25 protein-coding genes are annotated in these 23,367 nt (G+C 69.3%); 7 read left to right on the top strand and 18 right to left on the bottom strand.

Features of this window, described 5'->3' with window-relative positions; all coding sequences use genetic code 11:
* Positions 1-149: 149 nt before the first annotated feature.
* The 4 genes from ACYAF3_RS19155 to ACYAF3_RS19140 all read right to left on the bottom strand — a co-directional run bounded on the left by ACYAF3_RS19155 (position 150) and on the right by ACYAF3_RS19140 (position 2,400).
* Entirely contained in the window at positions 150-1,136 is a 987-nt protein-coding gene (locus tag ACYAF3_RS19155) for a FecR family protein (protein ID WP_003158311.1), read from the bottom strand.
* Positions 1,137-1,200: 64 nt separating this feature from the next.
* The gene (locus tag ACYAF3_RS19150; RefSeq protein WP_003107536.1) at positions 1,201-1,716 is read right to left on the bottom strand and encodes an RNA polymerase sigma factor; all 516 of its coding nucleotides are present in this window, start codon (positions 1,714-1,716) and stop codon (positions 1,201-1,203) included.
* A gap of 76 nt (positions 1,717-1,792) precedes the next feature.
* The gene (locus ACYAF3_RS19145; protein ID WP_003107534.1) at positions 1,793-2,011 is read right to left on the bottom strand and encodes a hypothetical protein; all 219 of its coding nucleotides are present in this window, start codon (positions 2,009-2,011) and stop codon (positions 1,793-1,795) included.
* 119 nt (positions 2,012-2,130) lie between these two features.
* Positions 2,131-2,400, bottom strand: a complete 270-nt coding sequence (locus ACYAF3_RS19140) for a DUF2790 domain-containing protein (RefSeq protein ID WP_003091850.1) — start codon at positions 2,398-2,400, stop codon at positions 2,131-2,133.
* Positions 2,401-2,609: 209 nt separating this feature from the next.
* On the opposite strand from ACYAF3_RS19140, the gene ACYAF3_RS19135 reads away from it, so the two are divergent.
* The 3 genes from ACYAF3_RS19135 (at position 2,610) to ACYAF3_RS19125 (ending at position 3,988) form a co-directional block, all read left to right on the top strand.
* Positions 2,610-2,876 carry a YebG family protein gene (locus tag ACYAF3_RS19135; RefSeq protein ID WP_003091854.1) on the top strand — a complete coding sequence of 89 codons (267 nt, stop codon included), beginning with the start codon at positions 2,610-2,612 and terminating at the stop codon, positions 2,874-2,876.
* A gap of 35 nt (positions 2,877-2,911) precedes the next feature.
* Positions 2,912-3,496: a hypothetical protein gene (locus tag ACYAF3_RS19130; RefSeq protein ID WP_105579104.1), complete on the top strand. Its 585-nt coding sequence runs from the start codon at positions 2,912-2,914 to the stop codon at positions 3,494-3,496.
* A 93-nt stretch (positions 3,497-3,589) separates the two neighbouring features.
* Positions 3,590-3,988, top strand: a complete 399-nt coding sequence (locus tag ACYAF3_RS19125) for a DUF2809 domain-containing protein (protein ID WP_003117551.1) — start codon at positions 3,590-3,592, stop codon at positions 3,986-3,988.
* On the opposite strand, the gene ACYAF3_RS19120 is transcribed toward ACYAF3_RS19125, so the two are convergent.
* The 4 genes from ACYAF3_RS19120 to ACYAF3_RS19105 form a co-directional block, all read right to left on the bottom strand.
* On the bottom strand, positions 3,989-5,101 hold the full coding sequence (locus tag ACYAF3_RS19120; protein ID WP_003138213.1) for a dihydrolipoamide acetyltransferase family protein: 1,113 nt from the start codon (positions 5,099-5,101) through the stop codon (positions 3,989-3,991).
* Positions 5,102-5,118: 17 nt separating this feature from the next.
* Positions 5,119-6,120, bottom strand: coding sequence for an alpha-ketoacid dehydrogenase subunit beta (locus ACYAF3_RS19115; RefSeq protein ID WP_023088140.1), 1,002 nt, complete (start codon positions 6,118-6,120; stop codon positions 5,119-5,121).
* Positions 6,113-7,210, bottom strand: coding sequence for a pyruvate dehydrogenase (acetyl-transferring) E1 component subunit alpha (gene pdhA, locus ACYAF3_RS19110; protein WP_073658372.1), 1,098 nt, complete (start codon positions 7,208-7,210; stop codon positions 6,113-6,115). Before pdhA ends, ACYAF3_RS19115 begins: the two co-directional genes overlap by 8 nt.
* A 141-nt stretch (positions 7,211-7,351) precedes the next feature.
* On the bottom strand, positions 7,352-8,377 hold the full coding sequence (locus tag ACYAF3_RS19105) for a Leu/Phe/Val dehydrogenase (protein WP_003091859.1): 1,026 nt from the start codon (positions 8,375-8,377) through the stop codon (positions 7,352-7,354).
* 245 nt (positions 8,378-8,622) lie between these two features.
* Here ACYAF3_RS19105 and ACYAF3_RS19100 point away from each other — a divergent pair, with 245 nt between their 5' ends.
* Entirely contained in the window at positions 8,623-9,435 is an 813-nt protein-coding gene (locus ACYAF3_RS19100; protein WP_003162663.1) for a SirB1 family protein, read from the top strand.
* Positions 9,436-9,441: 6 nt separating this feature from the next.
* Here the strand turns inward: ACYAF3_RS19100 and ACYAF3_RS19095 are convergent, their stop codons facing one another.
* The 3 genes from ACYAF3_RS19095 to ACYAF3_RS19085 all read right to left on the bottom strand — a co-directional run bounded on the left by ACYAF3_RS19095 (position 9,442) and on the right by ACYAF3_RS19085 (position 15,259).
* Positions 9,442-11,925 carry a LuxR C-terminal-related transcriptional regulator gene (locus ACYAF3_RS19095; RefSeq protein WP_023130818.1) on the bottom strand — a complete coding sequence of 828 codons (2,484 nt, stop codon included), beginning with the start codon at positions 11,923-11,925 and terminating at the stop codon, positions 9,442-9,444.
* Positions 11,926-12,074: 149 nt separating this feature from the next.
* The gene (locus tag ACYAF3_RS19090; protein ID WP_003111022.1) at positions 12,075-13,445 is read right to left on the bottom strand and encodes a DUF1329 domain-containing protein; all 1,371 of its coding nucleotides are present in this window, start codon (positions 13,443-13,445) and stop codon (positions 12,075-12,077) included.
* Between the two features lie 56 nt (positions 13,446-13,501).
* On the bottom strand, positions 13,502-15,259 hold the full coding sequence (locus ACYAF3_RS19085) for a DUF1302 domain-containing protein (RefSeq protein ID WP_105579102.1): 1,758 nt from the start codon (positions 15,257-15,259) through the stop codon (positions 13,502-13,504).
* 284 nt (positions 15,260-15,543) lie between these two features.
* On the opposite strand from ACYAF3_RS19085, the gene ACYAF3_RS19080 reads away from it, so the two are divergent.
* From ACYAF3_RS19080 to ACYAF3_RS19070, 3 genes are all read left to right on the top strand, one after another.
* Positions 15,544-16,287, top strand: coding sequence for an AraC family transcriptional regulator (locus tag ACYAF3_RS19080; protein WP_003119583.1), 744 nt, complete (start codon positions 15,544-15,546; stop codon positions 16,285-16,287).
* A gap of 90 nt (positions 16,288-16,377) precedes the next feature.
* Positions 16,378-17,784, top strand: a complete 1,407-nt coding sequence (locus tag ACYAF3_RS19075) for an NAD(P)/FAD-dependent oxidoreductase (RefSeq protein WP_023128686.1) — start codon at positions 16,378-16,380, stop codon at positions 17,782-17,784.
* Between the two features lie 34 nt (positions 17,785-17,818).
* Positions 17,819-18,163, top strand: a complete 345-nt coding sequence (locus tag ACYAF3_RS19070; RefSeq protein ID WP_003091873.1) for a cupin domain-containing protein — start codon at positions 17,819-17,821, stop codon at positions 18,161-18,163.
* Positions 18,164-18,182: 19 nt separating this feature from the next.
* Here ACYAF3_RS19070 and ACYAF3_RS19065 read toward each other — a convergent pair whose 3' ends face one another.
* The 7 genes from ACYAF3_RS19065 to ACYAF3_RS19035 form a co-directional block, all read right to left on the bottom strand.
* A complete protein-coding gene (locus ACYAF3_RS19065) occupies positions 18,183-18,953 on the bottom strand; it encodes a crotonase/enoyl-CoA hydratase family protein (protein WP_003091874.1) in 771 nt (256 codons plus the stop codon).
* Positions 18,954-19,069: 116 nt separating this feature from the next.
* Entirely contained in the window at positions 19,070-19,981 is a 912-nt protein-coding gene (locus tag ACYAF3_RS19060; RefSeq protein WP_003102332.1) for an SDR family oxidoreductase, read from the bottom strand.
* A 115-nt stretch (positions 19,982-20,096) separates the two neighbouring features.
* Positions 20,097-20,390 carry a hypothetical protein gene (locus ACYAF3_RS19055; RefSeq protein WP_003111018.1) on the bottom strand — a complete coding sequence of 98 codons (294 nt, stop codon included), beginning with the start codon at positions 20,388-20,390 and terminating at the stop codon, positions 20,097-20,099.
* 98 nt (positions 20,391-20,488) lie between these two features.
* Entirely contained in the window at positions 20,489-21,385 is an 897-nt protein-coding gene (locus ACYAF3_RS19050) for an alpha/beta fold hydrolase (protein ID WP_003102328.1), read from the bottom strand.
* Complete coding sequence (locus ACYAF3_RS19045; protein WP_003114490.1) at positions 21,382-22,161, bottom strand: class II aldolase/adducin family protein; 780 nt, start codon at positions 22,159-22,161, stop codon at positions 21,382-21,384. The genes ACYAF3_RS19050 and ACYAF3_RS19045 overlap by 4 nt, the downstream gene beginning before the upstream one ends.
* 128 nt (positions 22,162-22,289) lie before the next feature.
* Positions 22,290-22,976 carry an LrgB family protein gene (locus tag ACYAF3_RS19040; protein WP_003102323.1) on the bottom strand — a complete coding sequence of 229 codons (687 nt, stop codon included), beginning with the start codon at positions 22,974-22,976 and terminating at the stop codon, positions 22,290-22,292.
* On the bottom strand, positions 22,963-23,352 hold the full coding sequence (locus ACYAF3_RS19035; RefSeq protein WP_003091885.1) for a CidA/LrgA family protein: 390 nt from the start codon (positions 23,350-23,352) through the stop codon (positions 22,963-22,965). Before ACYAF3_RS19035 ends, ACYAF3_RS19040 begins: the two co-directional genes overlap by 14 nt.
* Between the last annotated feature and the right edge of the window lie 15 nt (positions 23,353-23,367).

The raw sequence follows: 23,367 nt of genomic DNA, 5'->3' as shown, positions 1-23,367 counted from the left end.
GAGGCAGGGAAAGTCAGTAACGGAAATCGAGAAAATTTTTCGCCGGCGGGATCCACGGCTCGAAAATGCGCTTCCCGGCCCCTGCCGGAACAAGCGCGCGGGGCGACTGCCCGGCCCGTGGTCGAGGCTCTCGGAAGCGATCGCGCCGCTCAGTACAGCAGCGTCACTCCCGCCAGGCCCAGGCTGCGCACTCCCAGCTCATCGCTGATCGACTGCAACGAGGCCTCCAGGTCGGCGACCCGGAATACGCCGCTGACCCGCCGCTGCGCCAACGCACCGGGAGCCACCAGCAAATGCCCCGGCCGGTAGCGATTGAGCCGCGCCACCACCTCGCCCAGCGGCTGCTCGTCGAAGACCAGCAGGCCGCGCCGCCAACTGGTCAGGTCGTCGAGGCGACCGCCCAGCGGCGCCTCGACGCCGCCCTCCGCGCTGTAGCGCAGGCTCTCGCCCTCGCCCAGCTCGCGGCGCCCGACGGTCCCCGTGCGCGGATGCGCCAGGGCCACCGCGACGCGGTGTTCGAGCACCCCGACCTGGACGCTGCCGTCGTCGTTGCGGCTGACCAGGAACCGAGTGCCCAGCGCGCGAGTGCTGCCGCCGGCGCTTTCCACCACAAAGGGCCGGGTCTCCCGGCCCGCGCGGGGGGCGGCGCGGAAGATCGCGCTGCCTTCGAGCAGGCGCACCCGTCGCTCGCGGCTGTCGTAGGCGACATCGATGGCACTCTGTGCGTCCAGCTCGACCTCGCTGCCATCCACCAGCCGCAGGATGCGTACCTCGCCCTTGCCGGTAGAGTGGTCGGCCAGCCAGCTCACGCCGGCGTCGCGTTCGCTCCAGGCGCTGCCCAGGGCCAGCAGCACCGCCGCCGCCGCGGCCCAGCCGCGCCAGCCCTTGCGCCGCCCCCCGGCGCGGCGCGGCGCGCTGGCGACCGGCGTCGGAGCCATCGTCCGCGGTTCGGCCAGCGATCCCAGCTGTTTCCAGGTCCGTTGCGCCAGCGCCAGCGCGGCCGGGTGCCGGGGGTCGGCCGCCAGCCAGCCGTCCAGCGCTTCGCGCCGGGTCCGGTCGAGGTCGCCGCCGTCCAGGCGGATCGCCCATTCGGCGGCCTGCTGGCGGATCTGCTGTTGTTCCTGGGGGCTGTTCACGTGCGGCTCTCGTTGGTCGTTATAGAGGTTCAGACGCGCGAACCGGCAAGACTCGGTAATCCATTCAGCGGGAATCCTCGAGTGCCTGCATCACATGGGCCAGGGCGCGGGCCAGGTGCTTCTGCACCGAGCTATCGGAGATTTCCAGGCGTCTCGCCACCTCGGCATGGGTCAGCCCCTCCAGACGGTTGAGACGGAAGATCTCACGGGTGCGCGGCGGCAGTTCGGCGACTATCTCGCGCAGGCGGGCAAGCGCATCGGCATCCACCGCGGACTCCTCGGGGCCGGGCTGGTCGGCGACGAACCCGGCGAGGTCATCGTTGGGCCGGGTCTCGGTGCGGCGCCGCCGTTCCTGCCGGTAATGGTCGATGGTGAGGTTGTGCGCGGTGCGGTAGAGATAGGCGTCGACATGCTCGATCGGCTCCTTGTGCCGCTGCTCGGCCAGGCGCAGGAAGCTTTCCTGCGCCAGGTCCGCCGCCAGGTGTGGATCACGGGTCTTGCGCAACAGATACGACTGCAACTGCCGGGCATGCCTGAGAAACAGTGCCTTGAGATCCTGCTCCGCCAACGGCGCATCCACCCACGTCCTTTCAGAAGGACAGCAGCATATTTTTTATGATAATGATTTTCAATCGTATTCTTGTGAGATGCCGGGCTCAGCCGAACACCGAGCCGCCGCCGAGGTAGGCCAGGCCCGCGCCAAGGGCCGCCAGCGCCAGCGGCGGGCGCATCGGCGCGTCGTTGATGGCGAAGGCCAGTTGCGCCAGCGGAAACAGCAGCAGGCAGAGCAATGCGCAGGGGATCGAACGGCGACCGCCGCTGGCCACGGACCAGACGTAGCCGATGAGCAGAAGGGCGAAACCGAAGTCTTGCATGCCGGGCATCCTTGCGGGGCGGAAGGTATGCGCCGCGCAACGGGCGGCAGACGCGCAACCTTAGCAGAAGCGCGGGAGCCGAGGAAAACCCGGCGCGGCCCGTGCCGCGCCGGGTTCGCTCAATTGCCGCTGCAGCCGCTGCCCCAGGCCTTGTACTCGACGGTATGCCGCTCGCCCTGCGAGTCCTCGTAGACCAGGCGCGCCGGGACGATCCCACAGGCGCTCCACAGGTCGGTCTTGTAGATCACCCGGGCGATGTCCAGGCGCCCTTCCACGTAGTGCTGGCGGAGCGATTTCGAGTCCGGGTTGGGTCCGTAGGGCTGCTGCTGCGCCTGGGCCAGCGGCGCCAGGCCGAGCAGCGCGACAAGTGCCAACGGGATCACTCTCATGAGGATGTCTCCTTGGTAGAACGTTCAGCCTGAAACTACGCTGCGGAGACTGTCAGGCTCATGAGCCCGGCGTGACATTTCTGTCAGACGACGACCGCCCCGGCAATGCGCCGGCAATCCTGGCGCTATCCACGGACGGCAAGACGCCATATACTGGATGGATAACCAGTCAAAGCAACCTTGCGACTCAGAAGGCACAGAGGTGATGAATGGCCGTCGAAGTGGTGTACCGCAGCAGCCGGGATCAGGAGCGTTTGTTCATGGACAAGGCTGAAGCCGATCGTTACGACAAGATGCTGGAGCTGGCGGAAACGCTGGCCGAGGTGCTGCAGAAGGCGGTGCCGTCGCTGAAGGAGGAACAGGTGGAAGAACTCGGCATCTTCATGGCAAAGAACCGCGACGCCTTCGCCCGCGCCTTCAAGAACCAGCCGGACGCCCTCAACGAACTGTTCGAGGAAAACGCCGCGGACGAATGAGCCGCCGCTGCAAGCAAAGCGCAAGGAGCCGAAACATGCCGCGACAACTTGCCGGCCTGCTGTGCGTCCTCCTCGGCCTCGCCGGTGCCCCTGCCCTCGCCTGCCCGTTCCGGGCCACGGACGCCGAGACACCGGCAGTCTCTGCCGGCGCCGCGCAGGTCCTGGCCCTGGGCGGCGCCGGCAGGCTGCAACTCGACCTGCAACGGGCCCCCGCCACCCTGCTGCACAGCGGCGACCTGCTGATCGCCCGCTACGCCGAGGGTCACTACCTCGCCCACCGCCTGCTCGAAGGCAACGAGATGGGCGCGGACGAGGGCGAACGGCTCGACCTTCCGCGACAGGTTCGCCTGCTGTTCGGAGCCCTGCCGCTGGACGGCCTGCCCGACGCCGAGCGCGAGCGTCTCCAGGCGCAGCGCCAGGCCCTCGGTCTGTGCGACCGGCGCGCCAGCGTCAGCCGCTACCGCGTGGCCGGCACCGAGGTCTATCGCCTGCGCGGCAGCCAGGCCGGCAAGCCCTACCACGCGATCTACCTGCTCGACGGTCCCCAGGTGCACTACCTCGACAGCTCCGGCAGCGACGCCTTCGTCGAGCAGTTGCTCGCCAGCCTGCGACGCCGCTGAGTCCGCGCGGCGCTTGTCCGACCCGCGCCCGGCTTGCCGGAAACCGGCGCTTGCCGTACAACGCCCGGCAGCCCCATCGACCAGGAAGGTCCCATGCCCGCTCTCCCCGCCTCTCCCGTCCGCTCCCGACGCTGGCGCCTGGACCGGCGCAGCCTGCTGCTGGCACTGCTGCTGTTCGGCCTGCTGGTCCTGCTCGCCACCCTGGGCCGGCATTGGGGCTGGATACGCAGCTTCGGCGGCGACCTGCTGGCGGTGGTCTGGCTCTACTACCTGATGGGCAGCGCGCTCAGGGCGCCGGCCGCCTGGCTGGCATCCGCCGCCTTTGCCGTCGGCGCGCTGCTGGAACTGGGCCAGTACCTGGCGGCGCAACTGCATTGGCAATTCTCCAGCCCCGTGCTGCGCATCGTTCTCGGCAGCACCGCCGACGGCTTCGACCTGCTCGCCTACGCCCTCGGCGCGCTGCTGGCGTGGTGGCTGGAGCACCGGCGCTGATCAGCCGTCGGGCTGCTCCAGGGCGTTCACCAGTACCTTGAGGAAACGCGCCGCCTCGCCACCGGTGGCGGCGCGGTGATCGAAGCTCAGCGAGAGCGGCAGGATCGGGTGGATCGCCATCTCGCCGCGCCAGGCCACTACTTCGTCGCGGATGCCGCCGGCGCCGAGGATGGCCACCTGCGGCGGCACCACCACGGGGTTGGCGTAGCGGCCGAACAGGGTGCCGAAGTTGGATAGGGTCAGGGTCGCGCCGAGCATTTCCGCCGGTGGGATCGAGCGTGCCTGGACGTCTTCGCGCAGGCGCCGCATACCGGCGCGCAGGTCCTCCGCCGAACGCGCACCGACGTCGCGCAGCACCGGCACGAACAGGCCGTCCGGGGTGTCCACGGCGATCCCCAGGTCGAGCCGCTCATGCAGTTTCAGCGACAACGAGGCGCCATCGAACCAGGCGTTGAGGGTCGGCTCGGCGCGACAGGCCTCGGCCAGCGCCTGGGCCAGGCGGATCAACGGGTCGCGTGCGGTCTTCCAGCGATGCAGGTCGGCGTCGCCGTAGATCGTCACCGGCACCACCTCGGCATGCGAGCGCGCCATGTTCAGCGCCATGCTCCGCCGTACCCCGCGCAAGCGCTCGCCGCCGAAGCGTTCGCGGGCGCCCTGGGCGGCGGCCTCGACGTCGGCGCGGGTGATCAGGCCATCCGGGCCGGAGCCGCTCAGGCCGGCCAGTTCGACGCCCTGCTGGCGGGCGAACTGGCGCACCGCCGGGGTCGCGCGCGGTGCCAGGTGTTCGCGGGTGGACGGTGCGGCGCCGATGAAGAAACGGTCCTCCAGGGCGCTACCGCCGCCCTCCAGGCGCCCCACCACGGTACCGGCGTCCGCCTCCTCGCCCTCGAAGCCCACCAGCGGTTCGCCGACGTGGAGGATGTCGCCCTCGGCGCCGAACAGCTTGCCCACCACCCCATCGTAGGGCGCAGGGATGTCCACCAGCGCCTTGGCGGTTTCCACCGAGACCAGGCGCTGGTCGGCGCGCACGCTGTCGCCGGCCTTGACGTGCCATTCGACGATTTCCGCTTCCTGCAGGCCCTCGCCCAGGTCGGGCAGCTTGAAGTGCTTCATGGTCGTCTCCCCTTGGCTCAGGCGTAGCCGAGCACGGTGTCGCAGGCCGCCAGGATGTCCTCCACGGCGGGCATGTACAGCGCTTCCAGGCGGTACAGCGGCGGCGGGATATCGGCCGCGGCGACCCGCTGGATCGGCGCCCGCAGGTCGAACAGGACACGCTCGTAGAGGCTCGCGGCGATTTCCCCGCCGAGGCCGCCACTCTTCGGCGCCTCATGGACGATCACGCAGCGACCGGTCTTGCGCACCGAAGCTTCGAGGGTGTCGAGGTCGAGCGGCTTGAGGCAGGCGACGTCGATCACTTCGGCCTCGATGCCGCGCTGCGCCAGGCGCTCGGCGGCCTGCTGGGTCTCGTGGACGCTGGCGCCCCAGCTGACCAGGGTCAGGTCGCCGCCTTCGCGAAGGGTGAAGCAACTGTCCAGCGGCAGGCGCCGGGCGTCGTCCGCCAGCGGCTGCGGGTTCATCCGGTAGAGCCGGGTCGGTTCGAGGAAGATCACCGGATCGGGATCGTCGATCGCCGCCAGGAGCAGGCCGTAGGCCCGCGCCGGCGACGACGGCACCAGCACGCGGACGCCGGGGATGTGCGCGAACATCGCCTCGGTCGCCTCGCTGTGGTGCTCCGGCGCGCGGATTCCCGCGCCCATCGGCGTGCGCAGCACCAACGGGCAGGCTAGGCGGCCGCGGGTGCGATTGCGCAGGCGGCTGGCATGGGACACCAGTTGCTCCATGGCGGCGTAGATGAAGCCCATGAACTGGATCTCCATCACCGGCTTCAGGCCCTGGGCGGCCATGCCGATGGACAGCCCGGCGATCATGTTCTCCGCCAGCGGCGTATCCAGCACCCGCTTGAAGCCGAAGCGCTCTCGCAGGCCGAGGGTGGCGCGAAACACCCCGCCGTTGACCCCGACGTCTTCGCCCAGCACCACCACCGCCTCGTCCTCGGCCATGGCCCGGTGCAGCGCCAGGTTGACCGCCTCCAGAAGGGCCAGGCGTTTCGCTTCGCCGTTGCGCTCATTCATGTTCGGCCCCTCCCTGCCGCCGCGCGGCGCGCTCCAGCAATTGCTCGCGCTGCTCCTCCAGGACCGCCGGCCAGCGCGCGTAGACATGCTCGAACAGTGCCTGCGGCGCCTGCGCGGCGAACGTCTCGAAACGCTCCACCGCCTCCTGCACCCGCGCCTGGCACTCGCCCACCAGCGCCTGCTCGCGCTCCTCGTCCCACTGGCCGCGGCCGGCGAGGAAGGCGCGCAGGCGCTTGATCGGCTCCTCGCGCCAGGCCTGGTTGACCTCCTCGGCGGAACGGTAGCGGCTGGCGTCGTCGGCCGTGGTGTGGTCGCACAGGCGATAGCTGATGCACTCCAGCAGGGTCGGCCCCTTGCCCTGGCGCGCGCGCTCCAGGGCCGCGCGGACGCGTTCGGCGACCGCCAGCACGTCGTTGCCGTCCACCTGTTCGCCGGGGAAGCCGGCACCCACCGCCTTCTCCGCCAGGGTCGGCGCGCCGCACTGGATGCGCCGCGGCACCGAGATCGCCCACTGGTTGTTGTTGACCACGAAGAGCACCGGCAACTGCCAGGCGCCCGCCACGTTCAGCGCCTCGAGGAAATCGCCCTTGCTGGTGGCGCCGTCGCCGCAGGTGGTCACCGCCACCCGGTGCTCGCCGCGGATGCGGAACGCCGAGGCGACCCCGCAGGCATGCAGGGCCTGGGTGGCGATCGGCACACAAATGGGAAAGTCCTGCGCCGCCAGCGGTTCGGCGTAGTCGCTGCCGCGCTCGTCGCCGCCCCAGTAGAGGAGGATGTCCTCCATGCGCACACCGCGCATCAATTGCACGGCGGTATCGCGGTAATAGGGCACCAGCACGTCTTCGGCGCGCATCTGGCTGCCGATGGCCACACCGATGGCTTCCTGGCCGAGGGTTGGCGCATAGGTGCCGATCCGCCCGGTACGCTGGAGGACCACCGCCTTCTGGTCGAACAGGCGGGTCAGGAGCATCTGCCGGTAGAGGCCGACCAGCGCATCGCTGTCGCCGGCCCAGGCGGGCAACTCGCCGAGGGGCCGACCGTCACTGTCGAGGTAGCGGGTGAAAGGCGGGTCGATCCGGTTGTGAACCATCGCAAACCTCCTCCGCACGCCGGGTAGGCGTGCCGCTCAGGGTCGCGCCGCGGGTGGCGGCGTGCACGCGCGGCACCGCGGGGGTGGCCCGCACTGCCGCTGGCGAGGCCCGCTGGCGGCCTCGCCGGAAACGCCGGCCCGTCACTGCGGGCCGTAGAGAATCCGTTCCGCCAGACGGTCGGCGATCCGCGCCGGCGACTGGTGGTCGGCCTGGGCATGGGCATAGATCTCGGTGAGCCGCGCGGGAATCCGCGCCAGGTGCGCGGTGATGCTGTGCGGATCGGCGCCGCGGTGCTTGAGGGCGACGTAGATCAGGCCGCCGGAGTTGATCACGTAGTCCGGCGCATAGAGGATGCCACGCGCCTCCAGCTCGTCGGCGACCTCCGGCCGCTCCAACTGGTTGTTCGCCGCCCCGGCCACCGCCGCGCAGCGCAATTGGCTGACGCTCTGGCTGGTGAGCACGCCGCCCAGGCCGCAGGGCGCGAGGATGTCGCATGGGGTGGAGAGCAATGCCTCCGGCGCCAGCGGATGGGCACCGAGCTGCTCGACGGCCAGTTGCACCCGGCCGGGATCGAGGTCGCAGACCAGCAGCTCGGCGCCGACCGCCGCCAGTTGCTCGGCCAATGCGTAGCCGACGTGGCCGAGCCCCTGCACCGCGACCCGCAGGCCTTCCAGGTCGTCGCTGCCGAGGCGCGCCTGGGCGCTGGCGCGAATCCCGGCGAACACGCCGAGGGCGGTATGCGGCGAGGGGTCGCCGGCCTGGGTGGTGCTGGTGACGTGGCGGGTCTGCTGGGCGATGCAGTCCATGTCGGCGCTGGAGGTACCGCTGTCCACCGCAGTGATGTAGCGTCCGCCGAGGCTTTCGATGAAGCGCCCGAAGGCCTCGAACAGCGCGCCGCGATTGTCCAGGTGCGGCGGGCGGATGATCACCGCCTTGCCGCCGCCCTGCTCCAGCCCGGCCAGGGCCGCCTTGTAGCTCATGCCCTGGGCCAGGCGGATGGCGTCGCCGATGGCGGCTTCGTCGTTGGGGTAAGGCAGGTAGCGACAACCACCCAGCGCCGGGCCGAGTCGCGTGCTGTGGATGGCAATAATGGCCTTGAGTCCCGTGGCCGGGTCTTGGGCGAGGTGGAGACCCTCGAGCCGGGCCGCGTCCATCATGTCGAACATGCTGGGGCTCCCCTGCTTGCTGCTTGTTGTTCGGGCCGGGCCGTTGCCGCCCGGCACCTTCAGTATAGGCAGGCGTCGGCGAAACGCCCGCAAGGCCGACGACCAGGCCGCGGCGCTCGCCGAGCCGGGTACTGGACGAAGCTTCGGCGGACGGTTACAACCTTGGGGTCCGCCCGCTCGAAACCGGCCCCGGCGTGCTCCGAACGGCCCGTCCGCAGCGATCCAGGCGCACCAGGAGGAAAGCCATGGACCCGCGTCAAGCCTGCCTCGATTGTCTCGCCCAGGAACCGCCAGCGCTGTTCGAGGCGGCCCTGTGGATCGCCGCGGAGCACCTCCCGGCGTATTCGCCCGCCCACGCCCTGCGCGAGCTCGACGAACTCGTCCGGCAGATCGGCGCCAGCCTGGACGACCGCGCCTCGGCCAGCGAGCGCGCCCAGGGGTTGCTGCGGCGAATGAGCGAACAGGGTTTCTGCGAGGACGACGACTTCCCCCTGCAACCGCGCTCGGCCCTGCTCCCGCTGGTGCTGCAGCGGCGCCAGGGACAGCCGTTGTCGCTGGCGCTGGTGGCCATGGAACTGGCGCGGCGGCTGGACATTCCGCTGGTCGGAGTGAACTTCCCGGGACGCTTCCTGCTGCGCGTGCCGCAGGCCGACCATCTGCTCGACCCGGCCACCGGGCGACGCCTCTATACCCCCGACTGCCGCGAACTGCTGCTGCGCCTGCAGGGGCCGAAGAGCGAGCTGCAGGCCGCCTACCTGAAGCAGGCCTCTCCCGGGGAAATCCTCCAGCGTCTGTCGCGCAACCTGCGACAACTGCACAGCGCCGCCGGCGAGCCGCTGGCCGCGCTGAAGGATGCCCAGCGGGTGATCGAACTCGGCCCGGTGGGCGCTGCCGACCACGAGGCCCGCGCCGGCCTCTATCGGCAACTGGATTGCCCGCAGGCGGAACGCTACGACCTGGAACGCGCGCTCTTGCTCAGCGACGATCCCACCGAGCAACTGCGCCTCGGCCAGCGCCTGGGCGAACTCGCCCCGCCGACCGGCCGCGCACTGCACTGAGTCCGCTCAGGCGAGCAGGCCGAGGGCCTTGGCCCGCGCCACCGCCTGGGTCCGACGGGCCACCCCGAGCTTGCCGTTGATCCGCCGGGCGTGGGTCTTCACCGTGTGCAGGGAAATGAACAGTTGCTCGCCGATCTCCTGGTTGGAGCAGCCCTGGGCGATCAGGCCGAGCACCGCCAGCTCCCGACAACTGAGCGGACTGAGCCCCTCCTCTTCTTCCCCCGGCAGGGCGGCGAACAGTTGCGGCTGGCGATCCCGCAGTCGCCGCTGCGGCAGTTGCAGGCCCAGCCGCTCCGCCAGCTCCAGGCCGCTGCGCAGGGTCTGCTGGGCCTGGGGCAATTGTCCGGAGAGGAACTGGCACTCGGCGATACCCATGCGCACTTCGCAAAGCAGCGTCTGCCGCCCCTGCGCCTCGAGAATGGCGAGCAGCCCGCGCAGCCGCGCTTCGGCGGCGGCTGCCTCGCCGCTGTAGAGTTCGGCCAGTGCCAATTGGTGCTCTACCCGCGCTTCCAGCTCCGGTTCGGAGGGCGGCGACAGGCGCGCCCGTCCCGGCTGGAAGTAGGCGCGGACCCGCAGCAGGATCTCCCGCGCCTGCGCCGGCCTTCCCTGCTGCAGGGTCAGGGCGGAGCTGACCAGCAGCAGCGCGCCGCGATACAGCGGATCGGGGACATGGCGCTGCTGCATCAGCCGCTCGACCTCCAGCAGGCGGTTGAACGCCGCGTCCAGGTCGCCCTGCCCGGCCTCCAGCAAGGCCAGTCCCAGGTAGCCGTAGAGCGCCCAGGGATCGAGATTCTCCCGTGCCTGCTCCAGCCCCAGCCGATACCAGTGCCCGGCCTCGACCTCGCGGCCCTGCTGCAGGCACAGGCGCGCGCGGCGCAGGGCGATCCGGCCGAGCATCGGGCTGCCCTGCTGGCCGAGGTCCTCCAGGTAGCGCTGGGCGCGATCGAGGACGCCTTCCGCGCGCAGCAGTTCGCCGCGCTGCTCCAGCCACTGCGCCCGCTCCAGTTCGATCAGCGCCTCGAAGATCAGGCTGTCGTGCTCGCGCGCCAGGCGCAAGGCATCGCGGCCGATCAACCGCGCCTGGTCCATCCGCCCCTCGATCATCGCCAGTTGCATCAGCGCCGAGCGGCAGATCAGTCCCTGCGACCAGGCGTCCTCCGGCAGTTGCTCCAGCGCCTCGCGCAGGTAGTCGGCGGCGCCGCGCTCGCCGCGGCAGTGCAGGAGGATCCCGAACAAGCCCTGCCATTGCGCCAGCAGCACCCGCTGGCGGGACGCCGAGGGCATCGGCAGGAAGCGCGCCAACTGGCCGATGCAGTCCTCGGCTTCGGCCAGGCGTCCGGCGTAGAGCAGCGCCCAGGCATTCAGGATCACCAGGCGCGGCGTGCTGGCCAGCAGCGCCGCCGGCAGTTCGTCGCGCAGGGCCAGGACCATGCCGATGTTGTGGCCGTGCAGCAATTGCTCCTCGGTGAGCTTCTGCAACAATCCGGCGGCGGTTTCCGGTTCGTCGGCGGCCAGCGCCTGGTCGACCGCCTCGCGGGTCTCGCCGTGTTCGGCGAACCATTCGCAGGCTTCCCGGTGGAAGTCCCGCTGCGGGCGCTGCGGCGCTTCGCGCCAGGCCTCGCGGATCGCCGGTGGCAGGCTGTAGCGCTGGTTCGCATCGGCCAGCAGGGGGAAGCCCCGCGCCAACAGGTCGTCCAGCCCGTGGGGCAGCTCCTCGAACAGCCGGCGGAACAGCTCCGGACCGACTTCCGGCAGCCAGGCCAGGGCACGCGCGGCGTCGGCCAGCGGCGGCGGCAGCTCGTCGAGCAACTCGTGCTGGAGGTATTCCTGCAACAACGGTCCGGCCGTCTCTTCGCCGACCAGCAGGCGCAAGCGCAACGCGGCGCACCAACCGCCGCTGCGTTCCAGCAGTGTCCCGGCCGTAGCGGCATCGGCGCTGCGCCCGTGCAGGCGGAGCAGTTCGGCGACCTCGTCGGCATCGAACGCCAGCAGGCCGCCGTCGACCTCCAGCAACTCCCCTTCCAGCAGCAACCGCGCCAGGTTGCACTGCGGCCGCCGCCGGCTCGCCAGCCACCAGCCCACCCGTGGCGAGGCCGCGCTCAACAGGCGATCGAGGCAGGCGTCGAGGGCGGGGTCGGGGTGCCGTGGGTAATCGTCGAGCAGCAGCCACAGCGCGGAAGCGTTGCGCAGCCGCCGGCACAGTTGCGCTTCGTCGCTGTCCTCGGGCAAGCCGAGGGCGCCGGCCAGGCGGCGGCGGAAGGTCGCGGGGTCCAGCGCTTCCCCGCCCAGCGCCAGCCAGACCACCTGCACGCCAGGCGGCGCCCGCCGCGCGCATTCTCCGAGGAGGACGGTCTTGCCGCTGCCGGCGGGCGCGCAGAGCAGTCGCAGGCGGCATTCGCCGCGCAGCAGCGGCTGGTGCAAACGGGGCCGCGGCAGGTGCTGCGGCGGCAGCCGCGGCAAGGCGGCGGGCAGCTCGGTCGGCTCGGTCATGGCAGTGCTCTTGTTCTGTCGAAGCGCCTTGCCGGGAGCCTAGACCGCGCCTGCCCCGCTGCTGAACGATGATTGCGCCGGGTGATGGGCCGTCATAACGAACGAGCGCGTCGGCACAAGCCGCCACGCTCGTCGCGACTGGCCGGGACTCAGCGTACCCCGGCGTTGCGCAGGGCGGCCGGCGTGTAGTCGGCGGACGAGGCCTTGAAGCCGAACTCGTAGCCGCGCTTCTCCTCGTTGTTCATGCCCAGCGCCAGGTAGCGACCGGCGATCACGTCGTAGAGCGCCTCCAGGGTGTAGCCGGCGACCTTCTGGTCGTAGTGGTACTGCGCGTGGCCCTCGCCGACCCGCCAGAGCTGGCCGCGACCGTCGTAGTGGTCGACCAGGGCGATCTGCCAGCTGTCCTCGTCGATGTACATGTGGCGCTTGGCGTAGATGTGCCGCTCGCCCGGCTTCACCGTGCCGACCACTTCCCACACCCGGTGCAGCTCGTAGCGGGTCAGGTCCTGGTTGATGTGCCCGGCCTTGATGATGTCGCCGTACTTCAGGGTCGGGTCGTTGAGCTTGTAGGCGTTGTAGGGGATGTACATCTCGCGCTTGCCGACCAGCTTCCAGTCGTAGCGGTCCGGGGCGCCGGAGAACATGTCGAAGTTATCCGAGGTGCGCAGGCCGTCGGCGGCGGTGCCCGGGCCATCGTAGGCCACCTGCGGGGCGCGCCGCACGCGGCGCTGGCCGGCGTTGTAGACCCAGGCCAGGCGCGGCTCCTTGACCTGGTCGAGGGTCTCGTGGACCAGCAGCACGTTGCCCGCCAGGCGCGCCGGCGCGGTCACCTGCTGCTTGAAGAAGGTGAGGATGTTGGCCGCCTTGCTCTGGTCGAGGTCGGGCATGTTCTGCGGGAATGCCACCGACTCCTCGAAGCGGATCGGCGTGAAGCTGCCGTTGGTCTGCGGGGTGGCCTGGACGATGGTGCGCTTGAGGTTGCCGCCGCGGTAGCGGGTGATGTGGTTCCAGAGCACTTCGACGCCGTTCTTCGGGATCGGGAAGGCGTAGTAGCGGCTCTTCTCGAAATTCGACAGGCCGTTGCCGTCGTTGATCGGCTGCACGTTCAGCGCGCTCTGCCTGACCGCCTCGTCGATCTCGGCCGGCAGGGCCACCGTGCGATGGGTCTTGTACACCGGGATCCGGTAGGTTTCCGGGTAGCGCTTGAACATCGCCAACTGGCCGTCGGAGAGCTTGTCCTTGTATTGCTCGACGTTCTGCGCGGTGATGGTGAACAGCGGCTTCTCGTCGGCAAAGGGATCGGAAAGGAAGCCCTTGCCATCGACCTTGCCGGCGCTGGCCGCGAGGCCGCCGGTCCAGGCCGGGATGCTGCCGTCGGCGTTGCCTTCCTTCTGCGCGCCGATGGGGGTCAGGCTGCTGCCGAGCTTGGCGGCCTCGTCGGGCGAAACCGCCGCCGTCACCGAACCGGCCAGCAGGCTGAGGGCCAGCGCCCCGGAGGACAGGAGTCGTGCTGTTTTCATGCGTCGTTATCCTTGTTCGTATCCGCGAAAGCGGCCGCCCCGAGGGGCGGCGGACCTCAGAAGTTCACCCCGAAGCTCACCGCGAGGAAGTCGCGGTCGTTGATCGGGTTGTAGTTGCCGCCGAAGAAGTCGGTGTAGCTGATGCTGGCGGTATAGGTGTTCTGGTAGTCGGCATCGAGGCCGACGCTGACGGCCTTGGCGCCCTCGCTGAAGTTCGGCCCGTAGCCCTCGACGTCGTGCGACCAGGCCAGGTTCGGCTTCAGGTTGACCCCGGCGAACACGTTGGGATATTCGAGGATCCCGCGCAGGCGATAGCCCCACGAGTTGCGGGTGTAGAAGCCGTGGCTGTTGCACTCCTGCGGGTTGGCCACGTTGAGCGCGCCGGTGCACAAGGCGTTGTTCGGCAGTTCGCCGATGCCGTAGATGGCGTCGCGGCCGTAGCGCAGATCGTCGCCGTCGACCCCGCTGAGGTGGTTGTAGCCGACTTCGCCGACCACGGTCAGGCGGTCGGCCGCCAGTACCCGGTCGAAGAACTGGGTGACGGTCACCTGTGCCTGGGTCACCGGCTTGCGCACGTAGCCGTTGATCACCTCGCCGGCGCGCGGGGTGGCGAAGCCGCTGTCGTAGATCGGGTTGCCGAACAGGGTGGTCGGGTAGATCGCGGCGATCGACATGTCGGTGCTGTTGATTTGTAGCGGCATGTTCGGCCGGTAGCTCAGCTCGCCGGCCACCGAGGTGCTGCCGATGTTGGTCTGGAAGCTCAGGCCGTAGAGGCGGATGTCCTCGGGATAGTCGATGAAGTAATAGCCGGTGGAGCGCCCGGTGACCGGGTCGGAGGTGGCCAGGCCGTTGCCGGCGATCACACTGTAGTACGGGTTGCGACTGTGGTAGTTCATCGCGTACAGGCCGAACTCGGTGTCGTTCAGCTCCGCCGCGTACCAGCGCAGGGCCAGGCCCCACTGGCCGCTGTCGCGGGCATCGCGATCGCCGGCGCGCGGCAGGTAGCGGTAGCCGTTGGCCGGGTTCGGGTCGAAGTCGCTGCCGGCGTAGACCATCCGCTCGCAGCCATCGGCGACCACGTCGGTGGTAGAGAAGAAGGTGCCGCAGTTGTCGATCACCGTCTGGTCCCACTCCAACTGGTAGAAGCCTTCGACGGTCAGCGCGTCGCTGATGCCCTGGGACAGGTAGAGCATGCTCACCGGGATCAGGCCTTCCTTGATCTCCGCGCCGGGCCGGCGGAACGCGGCGACGTCCATCGGGTTGATGCTGTTGATCGAGTTCTGGATGAACGTGCTCTCGCCCCAGCTCACCACCTGCTTGCCGACCCGCACGCTGCCGGGCAGGTCGCCGATGCTGTAGTTGTGGTAGAGGAAGGCATCGAGCAGCTGCGCCCCGGAGGACTTGGCGCCCTCCTTGCGATTGTGGTCGTCGATGTCGTAGAGCAGGCGGTGTTCGTCCTTCAGCTCGAAGTCGTACCAGTACTTGCCACGGAAGAACGCGCCGGTGTCGCCGTACTTGAGTTCGAGATCGTGGATGCCCTTGAAGATCTTCGAGAAGGTTTCGCCCTTCTTGAAGTTCAGCCGGCCGTCGTCGGAGGTCTGCGACGAGGCGTGGCCGCCGTTGCGGGTGCCGATGTAGTCCTTGTCGGCGGAACGCATGGACCAGCTGGCCCCCACCGACAGCGACGAGTCGAATTGCCCTTCGATCTCCCCGATGTTGAATGACACGGCCGAGGCCTGGGTGGCGCAACCCAGGGCTGTGGCCGCAGCGAGTGCGTGCAGAGGGAAGATTCCGCGCCTTTTTGTTGTTGTCATGCGGCTCTCCTGACAGGGTCGAGGTGGCTACACCCTACCCAGCGGCCCGAACGGCGGTAAGCGCACCAAGGAGGTATTCCGGCTGTCGCCCGAAAGAGTGAACAGGGGCCCTGGAAAGCGCCTCGGCGAACGCCATATGCAGGATGGATACGCCGTCATCCAGTGCATGGATGACGGCGCGGCACTGTTCCGCCGGCGGCGGCGATGGCATCCTTCGCTGCATGCAGCCCGAACAGACCATTCCCGCCGACCGCGATCTCGCCGACGCCACCCGCGAGACGGTCATGCGTTATCACCTCAGCTGGAAGCACCGCGACATCGACGCGGTGATGGCGCTCTATCATCCCGAGGTCGAATACAACGACTTCTTCCAGAACCGCCGGATGCGCCTGGCCGATCTCCGCGAGTACGTCGAGGCGACCATGCCCAAGGGCCCCGACGAGTCGCTGGAGCACACCGACCGTATCCGCTTCGACGGCGATACCGCCTTCATCCAGTACCGCCTGCGGGTGACCCTCAGCGGCCGCCTGGCTTCGTTCCGCGCCAGCGAGGCGATCACCGTGCGCGACGGCCTGATCTGGCGCATCAACGAATACGCCTCGCTGGTCCACGAAAGCGGCGGCGGAGCCCAGGCCGGCGGCGACGGCCGGCCGCCGGCCAGCCGCCTGGGGCTTTCGGCCAAGCAGCTGAGCCTGCTGGCACGCGACCTGGAGCACTACTTCCAGCAGGCCCAGCCCTATCTCGATCCGGACCTGGACCTGACCCAGGTGGCCAATGCCACCGGCTATACGCGCAACCAGATTTCCTACCTGCTCAACCAGGTGCTCGGCCTGAGCTTCTACCAGTACGTCAACCAGACCCGCCTGCAACACCTGCTCGGCCAGCTTTCCGGCGAGCTGCCCGGACGGGTCGACGAACTGGCCTTCGCCGCCGGCTTCAATTCGCTGTCGGCCTTCTACCGCTGCTTCCGCCAGCACACCGGCCAGTCTCCGCGCGAATACCTGAAGCGCCTGTCGTCGCGCCGCTGAGATTTCCCAGCGGACCCGCGCGCACGACAGGCGCACGGCATCTTCCTACTCTCGCCGCATTCCCCCTTCCCTCTCGCTATGGAGCCCTCTATGTCGGCCTGGCGCCACCTCAGCCTGTGGATGAATCAACTGGACGATCCGCTCGAAGCGCGCCCGTCCCTGGAAGAATCCCTCGAGGTCGACGTGGCCATCGTCGGCGCCGGCTACACCGGCCTCTGGACCGCCTATTACCTGAAGCGCCGGGCGCCGCAGTTGCGCGTCGCCATCGTCGAGGCAGAAACCGCCGGCTTCGGCGCCTCGGGGCGCAACGGCGGCTGGCTGATGGGCAACCTGCTCGGCGAGGACGGCCTGCTCGCCGGCTTGCCGCCGGAGCGGCGCCGGGCCGGCTACGACCTGCTGCACGGGATTCCCGACGAAGTCGCGCGGGTGCTGCAAGAGGAAGGCATCGACTGCGACTACCGCAAGGGCGGCGTGCTCTACTGCGCGGCGCGCTACCCGGAACAGGAACGCCGCCTGCGCGCCTATCTGCATGATCTCTATGCCGAAGGCCTGGACGAAAGCGACTACCGCTGGCTGACACCGCAGGAACTCGACCAGCAGTTGCGCATCCCCGGCAGCTACGGGGCGATCCATTCGCCGCACTGCGCCACCATCCAGCCGGCCAGGCTCGCGCGCGGCCTGGCCCGCGCGGTGGAGCGCCTGGGCGTGCGGCTGTTCGAGAAGAGCCGGGTGCTGCACTGGCAACGCGGCCTGCTGCGCACCGAGCGCGGCGAACTGCGCGCCGAATGGATCGTACCGGCAGTGGAAGGCTACGCCGCCAGCCTGCCGCCGCTGGGCCACTACCAGTTGCCGGTGCAGAGTCTGCTGGTGGCCACCGAGCCGCTGCCGTCGTCGGTCTGGGCGGAGATCGGCCTGGAGCGCGGCCAGGCCTTCAGCGAATTCAGCCGCCAGGTCACCTATGGCCAGCGCACCGCCGACGACCGCCTGGCCTTCGGCGCGCGGGGCGGCTACCGCTTCGGCGGCAAGCTGCGCAGCGACTTCAGCCTCGACGACGAGGAAGTCGGCCTGCGTCGCTACCTGTTCGGCGAACTCTTCCCGCTGCTCAAGGACGCCAGGATCAGCCACACCTGGGGCGGCAACCTCGGCATGGCCCGGCGCTTCCGCCCGCACATGTTGCTCGACCGCGCCAGTGGCATCGCCCTCTCCGGCGGCTACGGCGGCGAAGGGGTCGGCGCCAGCAACCTCGGCGGCCGCACCCTGGCCGCGCTGATCCTCGGTGAGGACAGCGAGCTGCTGCGGCAGCCCTGGGTGCTGGGCGAGCGTCCGCTGGACAGCCTGGCCCGCTGGGAACCGGAACCCTACCGCTGGCTCGGCTACAACGCGATCATCCGCAGTTTCGTCCATGAGGACCGGGTCCTTGCCGACCCGCACAGCGCGCCCTGGCGCCGCAGCCTGGCGCAAACCCTCGCGGCCGGCATGGAAAGCCTGATGCGCTGAGAATCCCCTCCACCTCCCACAGAGGAAAAACCGCATGGCCCTGACCCTTCTGAAAAATACCGCCGGCGCCGATCTTGGCGCCGCCAGCCCGGTCGCGGTGCCCCTTGGCGAGCCGGTCGCGCAGACCCGCGCCTACGCCGTGGAGCGCACCGACCAGGTGGAAACCGGCATCTGGGAATGCACCCCCGGACGCTGGCGGCGGCAGATCGTCGAGCAGGAGTTCTGCCACTTCCTGCAAGGCCGCTGCACCTTCACCCCGGACGGCGGCGAGACCATCCGCATCGAGGCCGGCGATGCCCTGCTGCTGCCGGAGAACAGTCTTGGCGTGTGGGATGTGCAGGAAACCGTGCGCAAGAGCTACGTGATCATCCACCGCTAGCCCGGGCGGCGCGACGGCGTCACTCGAAGCGCCCGTGGCGCCCCTCGCCGTCCTTGAAGCGCTGCGCGCCCTCCAGGGTCTCGCCGCTCTCGATCACCGCCAGCCCGCCCTGGAATTCGTTGGCCAGGGCCACGTCGAAGGACAGTTCCCACTGCGCGTATACGCTGGCGCGATCGGCGAGCATGCAGGTCTGCGGGAAGGCGGCGAGTTCCGCCGCCAGCTCCTCGGCCTCGGCTCTCGCCGAACCGCTCGGCACCACCCGGTTGGCCAGGCCGATCTGCAACGCTTCGTCGGCCTTCACCGGACGCCCGGTGAGGATCAGGTCGAGCGCCCGGCCCTGCCCGACGATCCGTGGCAGGCGCACGCTGCCGCCATCGATCAGCGGCACCCCGAAACGCCGGCAGAACACTCCGCAGATAGCGTCCTCGGCCATCACCCGCAGGTCGGCGAGCAGCGCCAGCTCCAGCCCGCCGGCCACCGCATAGCCTTCGATGGCGGCGATCAGCGGCTTGCCGAGCTGCATGCGGCTCGGCCCCATCGGTCCGTCGCCCTCCGCCTCCAGGCGATTGCGCCGCTCGCCATCCTCGGCCACCGCCGCCAGGTCGGCGCCGGCGCAGAAATTGCCGCCGCTGCCGGTGAGTACCGCGACCCGCGCCGTATCGTCCGCTTCGAACTCGCGCAGGGCGTCGGCCAGGGCCTGGGCGGTCGGCCGGTCCACCGCATTGCGCCGCTCCGGGCGAGCGATGACCAGGGTGGTGACCGGGCCGTTGCGTTCGACGATGACACTCATGACAGACTCCCTGCGGAAAAAGCGAAAAAAGACACCGGCCGGATGGCAGAAGACCGGCGTCAGCCGGTCTTCACCTTAGTCCTTTTCCCGCGGCCGCGCCGCATCCGCCGGGCGTCTCAGAGCGCGTGCTTCTGCAGGTTGGCCATCATTTCACGGAGCGCCTCGACGTTGTCCGCCGGGTGCGCGGCGTTCTCGAAGTCGCAGATCTGCTGCCAGTGCGCGGCCACGTCCTCGGCGTCGAAGCCGGCCTTCGGATCGAAGCCGAAGCCCAGGCTGCGTTCCCAGCGTACCTTGCCGATCCAGCCACCGCCGACCTCATAGAGCCCCGAGGTATCCTCGCAGGCCGAACTGCCGAGGTAGACCACCAGCGGGCTGACCAGCTCCGGCTTGAGCTGCTCGAAGACCTGCGGCGGGATCAGCCCCTCGGTCATCCGCGTACCGCCGGTGGGGGCGATGGCGTTGACCAGGATATTGTTCTTGCGCCCTTCCAGGGCCAGGGTGCGGGTCAGGCCGTAGAGGCCGAGCTTGGCCATGCCGTAGTTGCTCTGGCCGAAGTTGCCGTAGATGCCCGAGGTCGAGGAGGTGAACACCACCCGCCCGTAGGCCTGCTCGCGCAAGTGCGGCCAGGCGGCGCGAGTGACCTTGTAGGCGCCTTCGACATGCACCTGGTAGACCAGGTCCCAGTCGGCGTCCTCCATCTTGTGGAAGGTCTTGTCACGCAGGATGCCGGCATTGTTGACCACCACGTCGACGCGACCGAAGGCGTCCAGCGCGTTCTCCACGATCCTGCCGCCGTCCGTGACCGAGTCGTGGTTGGCCACCGCGGTGCCGCCGGCGGCACGGATCTCCGCCACCACCTTGTCCGCCGCCGAGGCACTGGCGCCTTCGCCATGGGTGCTGCCGCCGAGGTCGTTGACCACCACCTGGGCGCCATGCTTCGCGAACAGCAGGGCGTGGGCGCGGCCAAGGCCGCCGCCGGCTCCGGTGACGATCACGACTTGGTCGTCGAAACGCAGGGCATCGCTCATGTTCGGGACTCCAGGACAGTAGGAAGGATTGCCCGAGTGTCGGCCAGCCCGCCGGCGGGGACAAGGCTTCGCGCCGCCATGAATGGCGCCCGATAAGGCAGCGGGATGTTCCGCTTCAGTCGAACGGAATGTACAGCCGGCCACGCGGGCCGAGCTTGAACAGCCACCAGTCGTAGTTGTGCCGGACCACCACCAGCAGCAGGCTGCCGAGCAACGCGAGGCCGGCGCCGACGGCGTACCAGCGACTGCCTTCCTGCCAGCACAGGTAGCCGAGCCCGAGCGCCAGCAGCAGGCCGAGTTCGGCGAGGACCATCCCGGACTGGCGGATGAACGGTTGCGCCTGCACCATCTGGCGGAACAACCAGGAGCCCTCGTCGAACACGCGCAAGGGAGAAACGGGATCGTGCATGGAGACCTCCATGGGTGACGAAACGCCTCGTCCAGCGAGGCGCCAGCACCCTAGCCCCGATCCTTGCGCGATGGCACTTGCTGCAATCTCAAACTCGCTTAAGAAAACTCTGAATCATCCAGTCGGGCGCGAAACGCCAGGTAATGTTCGAGCACCGCCGCCGGCGCTTCGATCTGCGGATAATGGCCGATGCCATCGAGCAGCACGCAGTCGGCATCGGCGACCAGTTGCCGGTAGCGCTCGACCATGTGCGCCCCGGAGATCGGGTCGACGGCGCCGTCGATCACCCGCAACGGCACCCCGCCGTGCTGCAACGCCGCCACCCAGCGCTCACGCTGCTCGCGGCGGTCGACGATGTAGCGGATCAGGCGATGCATCACCCGCTGCCCCTGGTTGCTTTCGATCAGGCTCCAGAAGGCATCCAGCTCGGTCTCGCCGGGCTGGCTGCGCGGGCCGAAGACCTTGGCGAAGTTGCGCGCCAGGGCGCGGCGGTCGAACAGCCGGCCGAACAGCCCGCCCAACGGGCTCAGCAACAGCTTCTGGCTGAGCACCGGGCGGTGCGTTTCCGGGAACAGTCCACCATTGAGGAACACGCAGGAGGCGAGCCGCAGCCGGCCTTCGTGATGGCGGGCGAGCAGTTCCTGGGCGACGCTGTCGCCGTAGTCGTGGGCCAGCACGTGCAGCGGCTCGTCGATTCCCAGGCGGCCGAGCAGCGCCTGTTGCAGGTCGGCCTGCTCCAGCAGGCTGTAGCGATGGGCGCGCGGCTTGGCCGAATCGCCGAAGCCGAGCAGGTCGCAGACCAGCACGCGGTAGCGCTGCGCCAGCGGCTCCCAGAGGTAGTGCCAGTCCCAGGCGGCGCTGGGAAAACCGTGGATCAGCAGCAACGGCCGACCCTGCCCGGCTTCCCAGTAGCGGATCGGGAAGCCCTTGAAATCCAGGGTGCGGCCCCGCCTCCGCCAGGCCTCCAGTGGAATGCCGGGCAGCGCCGCGGTCACTGGCGGTAGCCCGGGTTCTGCTGGTCGAGCTTGCGCAGCAGCGCCGGCCAGGCGAGCTGGCCGCCCATGCCGGTCTTGCTGCGCATCACCCCGGCGATCATGTCGCGCGCGCCGGCGAGGATCTGCCCCGGGATGTGGATCAGCTCGGCGCCGCCGCTCTGCGCCATCACCTGTACCTCGCAGGCGCGTTGCAGGGTGAACATCATGAGGAAGGTATCGGCGATGGAACCGCCGCAGGTGAGCAGGCCGTGGTTGGGCAGGATCAGGAAATTGCTGGCCCCCAGGTCGGCCTGCAGGCGGGCCTTTTCCTCATGGTTCAGGGCGACGCCCTCGTAGGCGTGGTAGGACAGGCTGGAGAGCACGAACAACGATTGCTGCGACAGCGGCAACAGGCCCTGCTTCTGGCAGGACACCGCGATCCCCGCGGCGGTATGGGTGTGCAGCACGCACTCGACGTCGTGGCGGACCTCGTGCACCGCGCTATGGATGGTGTAGCCGGCCGGGTTGATCTCGTAGGGGCTGTCCATCAGCTTCTTGCCGCTGGCATCCACCTTCACCAGGCTGGAGGCGGTGATCTCGTGGAACATCAGGCCGAACGGGTTGATCAGGAAGTCCTCGGTGCCCGGCACCTTGGCCGAGATGTGGGTGAAGATCAGGTCGTCCCAACCGTGCAGGGCGACCAGCCGGTAGCAGGCAGCGAGATCGACACGGGTCTGCCATTCGGCGGCGGAGACCTGGGCTTGCACATCGGCGGGCAGGGAGTGAACGGCGGTCACGGCGGCATCCTCTTTTGTCGTTATCGGATGCCCGCAGTCTAGCCCCGCCCTCCTCCGGCGACTGTCGCCGGGCTTACACTCGCGCGCCGGCTGAATGGCGGAGGATTCAGCCGGCCTATGCGCGCAGGCTACAGGCAGTGGGCGACCAGGGGCGCGACCAGCAGGTTGAACAGCCCGGTGAGAACCATCAGCAGACCGGCCGCCGAACCTTCCTCGCCGCCGAACTCGTAGGCCCGACTGGTGCCGGCGCCGTGCGCGCCGACGCCGAACAGCGCGCCGCGGGCCAGCGGCGTGCGCAAGCGCAGGACGCGCAGCAGGGTGCCGCCGATCACCGCGCCGAACACCCCGGTGATCATCACGAAGGCGGCGGTCAGTTCCGGCACGCCGCCCAGGTCGTGGGACATCTCCATGGCGAACGGCGTGGTGATCGAGCGCGGCAGCAACGACAGCGTGACCTGGCCGTCCAGCGCCAGGGCCTGGGCCAGCGCCCAGGAGCTGCCGATGGCCACCGCGGTGCCGGCGAACATCCCGGCCAGCAGCGCCGGCCAGTGGCGCATCAGCAGCTCGCGCTGCTGCCAGATCGGGATGGCGAAGGCCACCGTCGCCGGACCGAGCAGCGCCACCAGCCAATTGGTGTCGCGAGCGTAGTCGGCGTAGCGGGTATGGGTGGGAATCGCCAGGGCATAGAGCAGCACCGGGACGAACACGATGGGCGACAGCCAGTACCACTTCACCCGGCGGTACAGCTGGCGGCTCAGCAGGTAGCCGCCGACGGTCGCCGCCAACCAGAACAGGGCTTGCTTATCGAGACTCATGGCGCGCCCTCCAGCGGCACATCCACTCCACCGACACCGCGGTGACCAGCATCACCAGCAGGGTGCTGAGCATGATCACCAGGAGGATGCGCCAGCCCTCGCTGCGTAGCAGCGCGCCGTAGTCGAGCAGGCTCATCAGCGCCGGGATGAAGAACAGCAACATCTCCGCCAGCAACAGGCCGGCGCCGGCCTGCAGCCAGGCCGGACGCAGCAGGCCGCTGGCGAACAGCAGCAACAGTGCCGCCAGGCCGACCACCCCGCCCGGCAGCGGCAGGCCGATGGCCTTCGCCAGCCAGCCGCCGGCCCACCAGAAGGCGATGAGTACCGCCAGTTCGGCGGCAAGGCGGGACAGACGGCGGACGAGCGGGGGCAACATGGGAAAGGCCTTGGC

The organism is Pseudomonas sp. TZ252 (genome assembly GCF_056110345.1).
This window is presented reverse-complemented; position numbering and strand designations above follow the sequence as displayed.

Coding starts and splice junctions, on each gene's coding strand:
- ACYAF3_RS19145 (WP_003107534.1), bottom strand. CDS start 2,011: ATGCAAGACTTCGGTTTCGCCCTTCTGCTCATCGGCTACGTCTGGTCC.
- ACYAF3_RS19140 (WP_003091850.1), bottom strand. CDS start 2,400: ATGAGAGTGATCCCGTTGGCACTTGTCGCGCTGCTCGGCCTGGCGCCG.
- ACYAF3_RS19135 (WP_003091854.1), top strand. CDS start 2,610: ATGGCCGTCGAAGTGGTGTACCGCAGCAGCCGGGATCAGGAGCGTTTG.
- ACYAF3_RS19130 (WP_105579104.1), top strand. CDS start 2,912: ATGCCGCGACAACTTGCCGGCCTGCTGTGCGTCCTCCTCGGCCTCGCC.
- ACYAF3_RS19125 (WP_003117551.1), top strand. CDS start 3,590: ATGCCCGCTCTCCCCGCCTCTCCCGTCCGCTCCCGACGCTGGCGCCTG.
- ACYAF3_RS19120 (WP_003138213.1), bottom strand. CDS start 5,101: ATGAAGCACTTCAAGCTGCCCGACCTGGGCGAGGGCCTGCAGGAAGCG.
- ACYAF3_RS19115 (WP_023088140.1), bottom strand. CDS start 6,120: ATGAATGAGCGCAACGGCGAAGCGAAACGCCTGGCCCTTCTGGAGGCG.
- pdhA (WP_073658372.1), bottom strand. CDS start 7,210: ATGGTTCACAACCGGATCGACCCGCCTTTCACCCGCTACCTCGACAGT.
- ACYAF3_RS19105 (WP_003091859.1), bottom strand. CDS start 8,377: ATGTTCGACATGATGGACGCGGCCCGGCTCGAGGGTCTCCACCTCGCC.
- ACYAF3_RS19100 (WP_003162663.1), top strand. CDS start 8,623: ATGGACCCGCGTCAAGCCTGCCTCGATTGTCTCGCCCAGGAACCGCCA.
- ACYAF3_RS19095 (WP_023130818.1), bottom strand. CDS start 11,925: ATGACCGAGCCGACCGAGCTGCCCGCCGCCTTGCCGCGGCTGCCGCCG.
- ACYAF3_RS19090 (WP_003111022.1), bottom strand. CDS start 13,445: ATGAAAACAGCACGACTCCTGTCCTCCGGGGCGCTGGCCCTCAGCCTG.
- ACYAF3_RS19085 (WP_105579102.1), bottom strand. CDS start 15,259: ATGACAACAACAAAAAGGCGCGGAATCTTCCCTCTGCACGCACTCGCT.
- ACYAF3_RS19080 (WP_003119583.1), top strand. CDS start 15,544: ATGCGTTATCACCTCAGCTGGAAGCACCGCGACATCGACGCGGTGATG.
- ACYAF3_RS19075 (WP_023128686.1), top strand. CDS start 16,378: ATGTCGGCCTGGCGCCACCTCAGCCTGTGGATGAATCAACTGGACGAT.
- ACYAF3_RS19070 (WP_003091873.1), top strand. CDS start 17,819: ATGGCCCTGACCCTTCTGAAAAATACCGCCGGCGCCGATCTTGGCGCC.
- ACYAF3_RS19065 (WP_003091874.1), bottom strand. CDS start 18,953: ATGAGTGTCATCGTCGAACGCAACGGCCCGGTCACCACCCTGGTCATC.
- ACYAF3_RS19060 (WP_003102332.1), bottom strand. CDS start 19,981: ATGAGCGATGCCCTGCGTTTCGACGACCAAGTCGTGATCGTCACCGGA.
- ACYAF3_RS19055 (WP_003111018.1), bottom strand. CDS start 20,390: ATGCACGATCCCGTTTCTCCCTTGCGCGTGTTCGACGAGGGCTCCTGG.
- ACYAF3_RS19040 (WP_003102323.1), bottom strand. CDS start 22,976: ATGAGTCTCGATAAGCAAGCCCTGTTCTGGTTGGCGGCGACCGTCGGC.
- ACYAF3_RS19035 (WP_003091885.1), bottom strand. CDS start 23,352: ATGTTGCCCCCGCTCGTCCGCCGTCTGTCCCGCCTTGCCGCCGAACTG.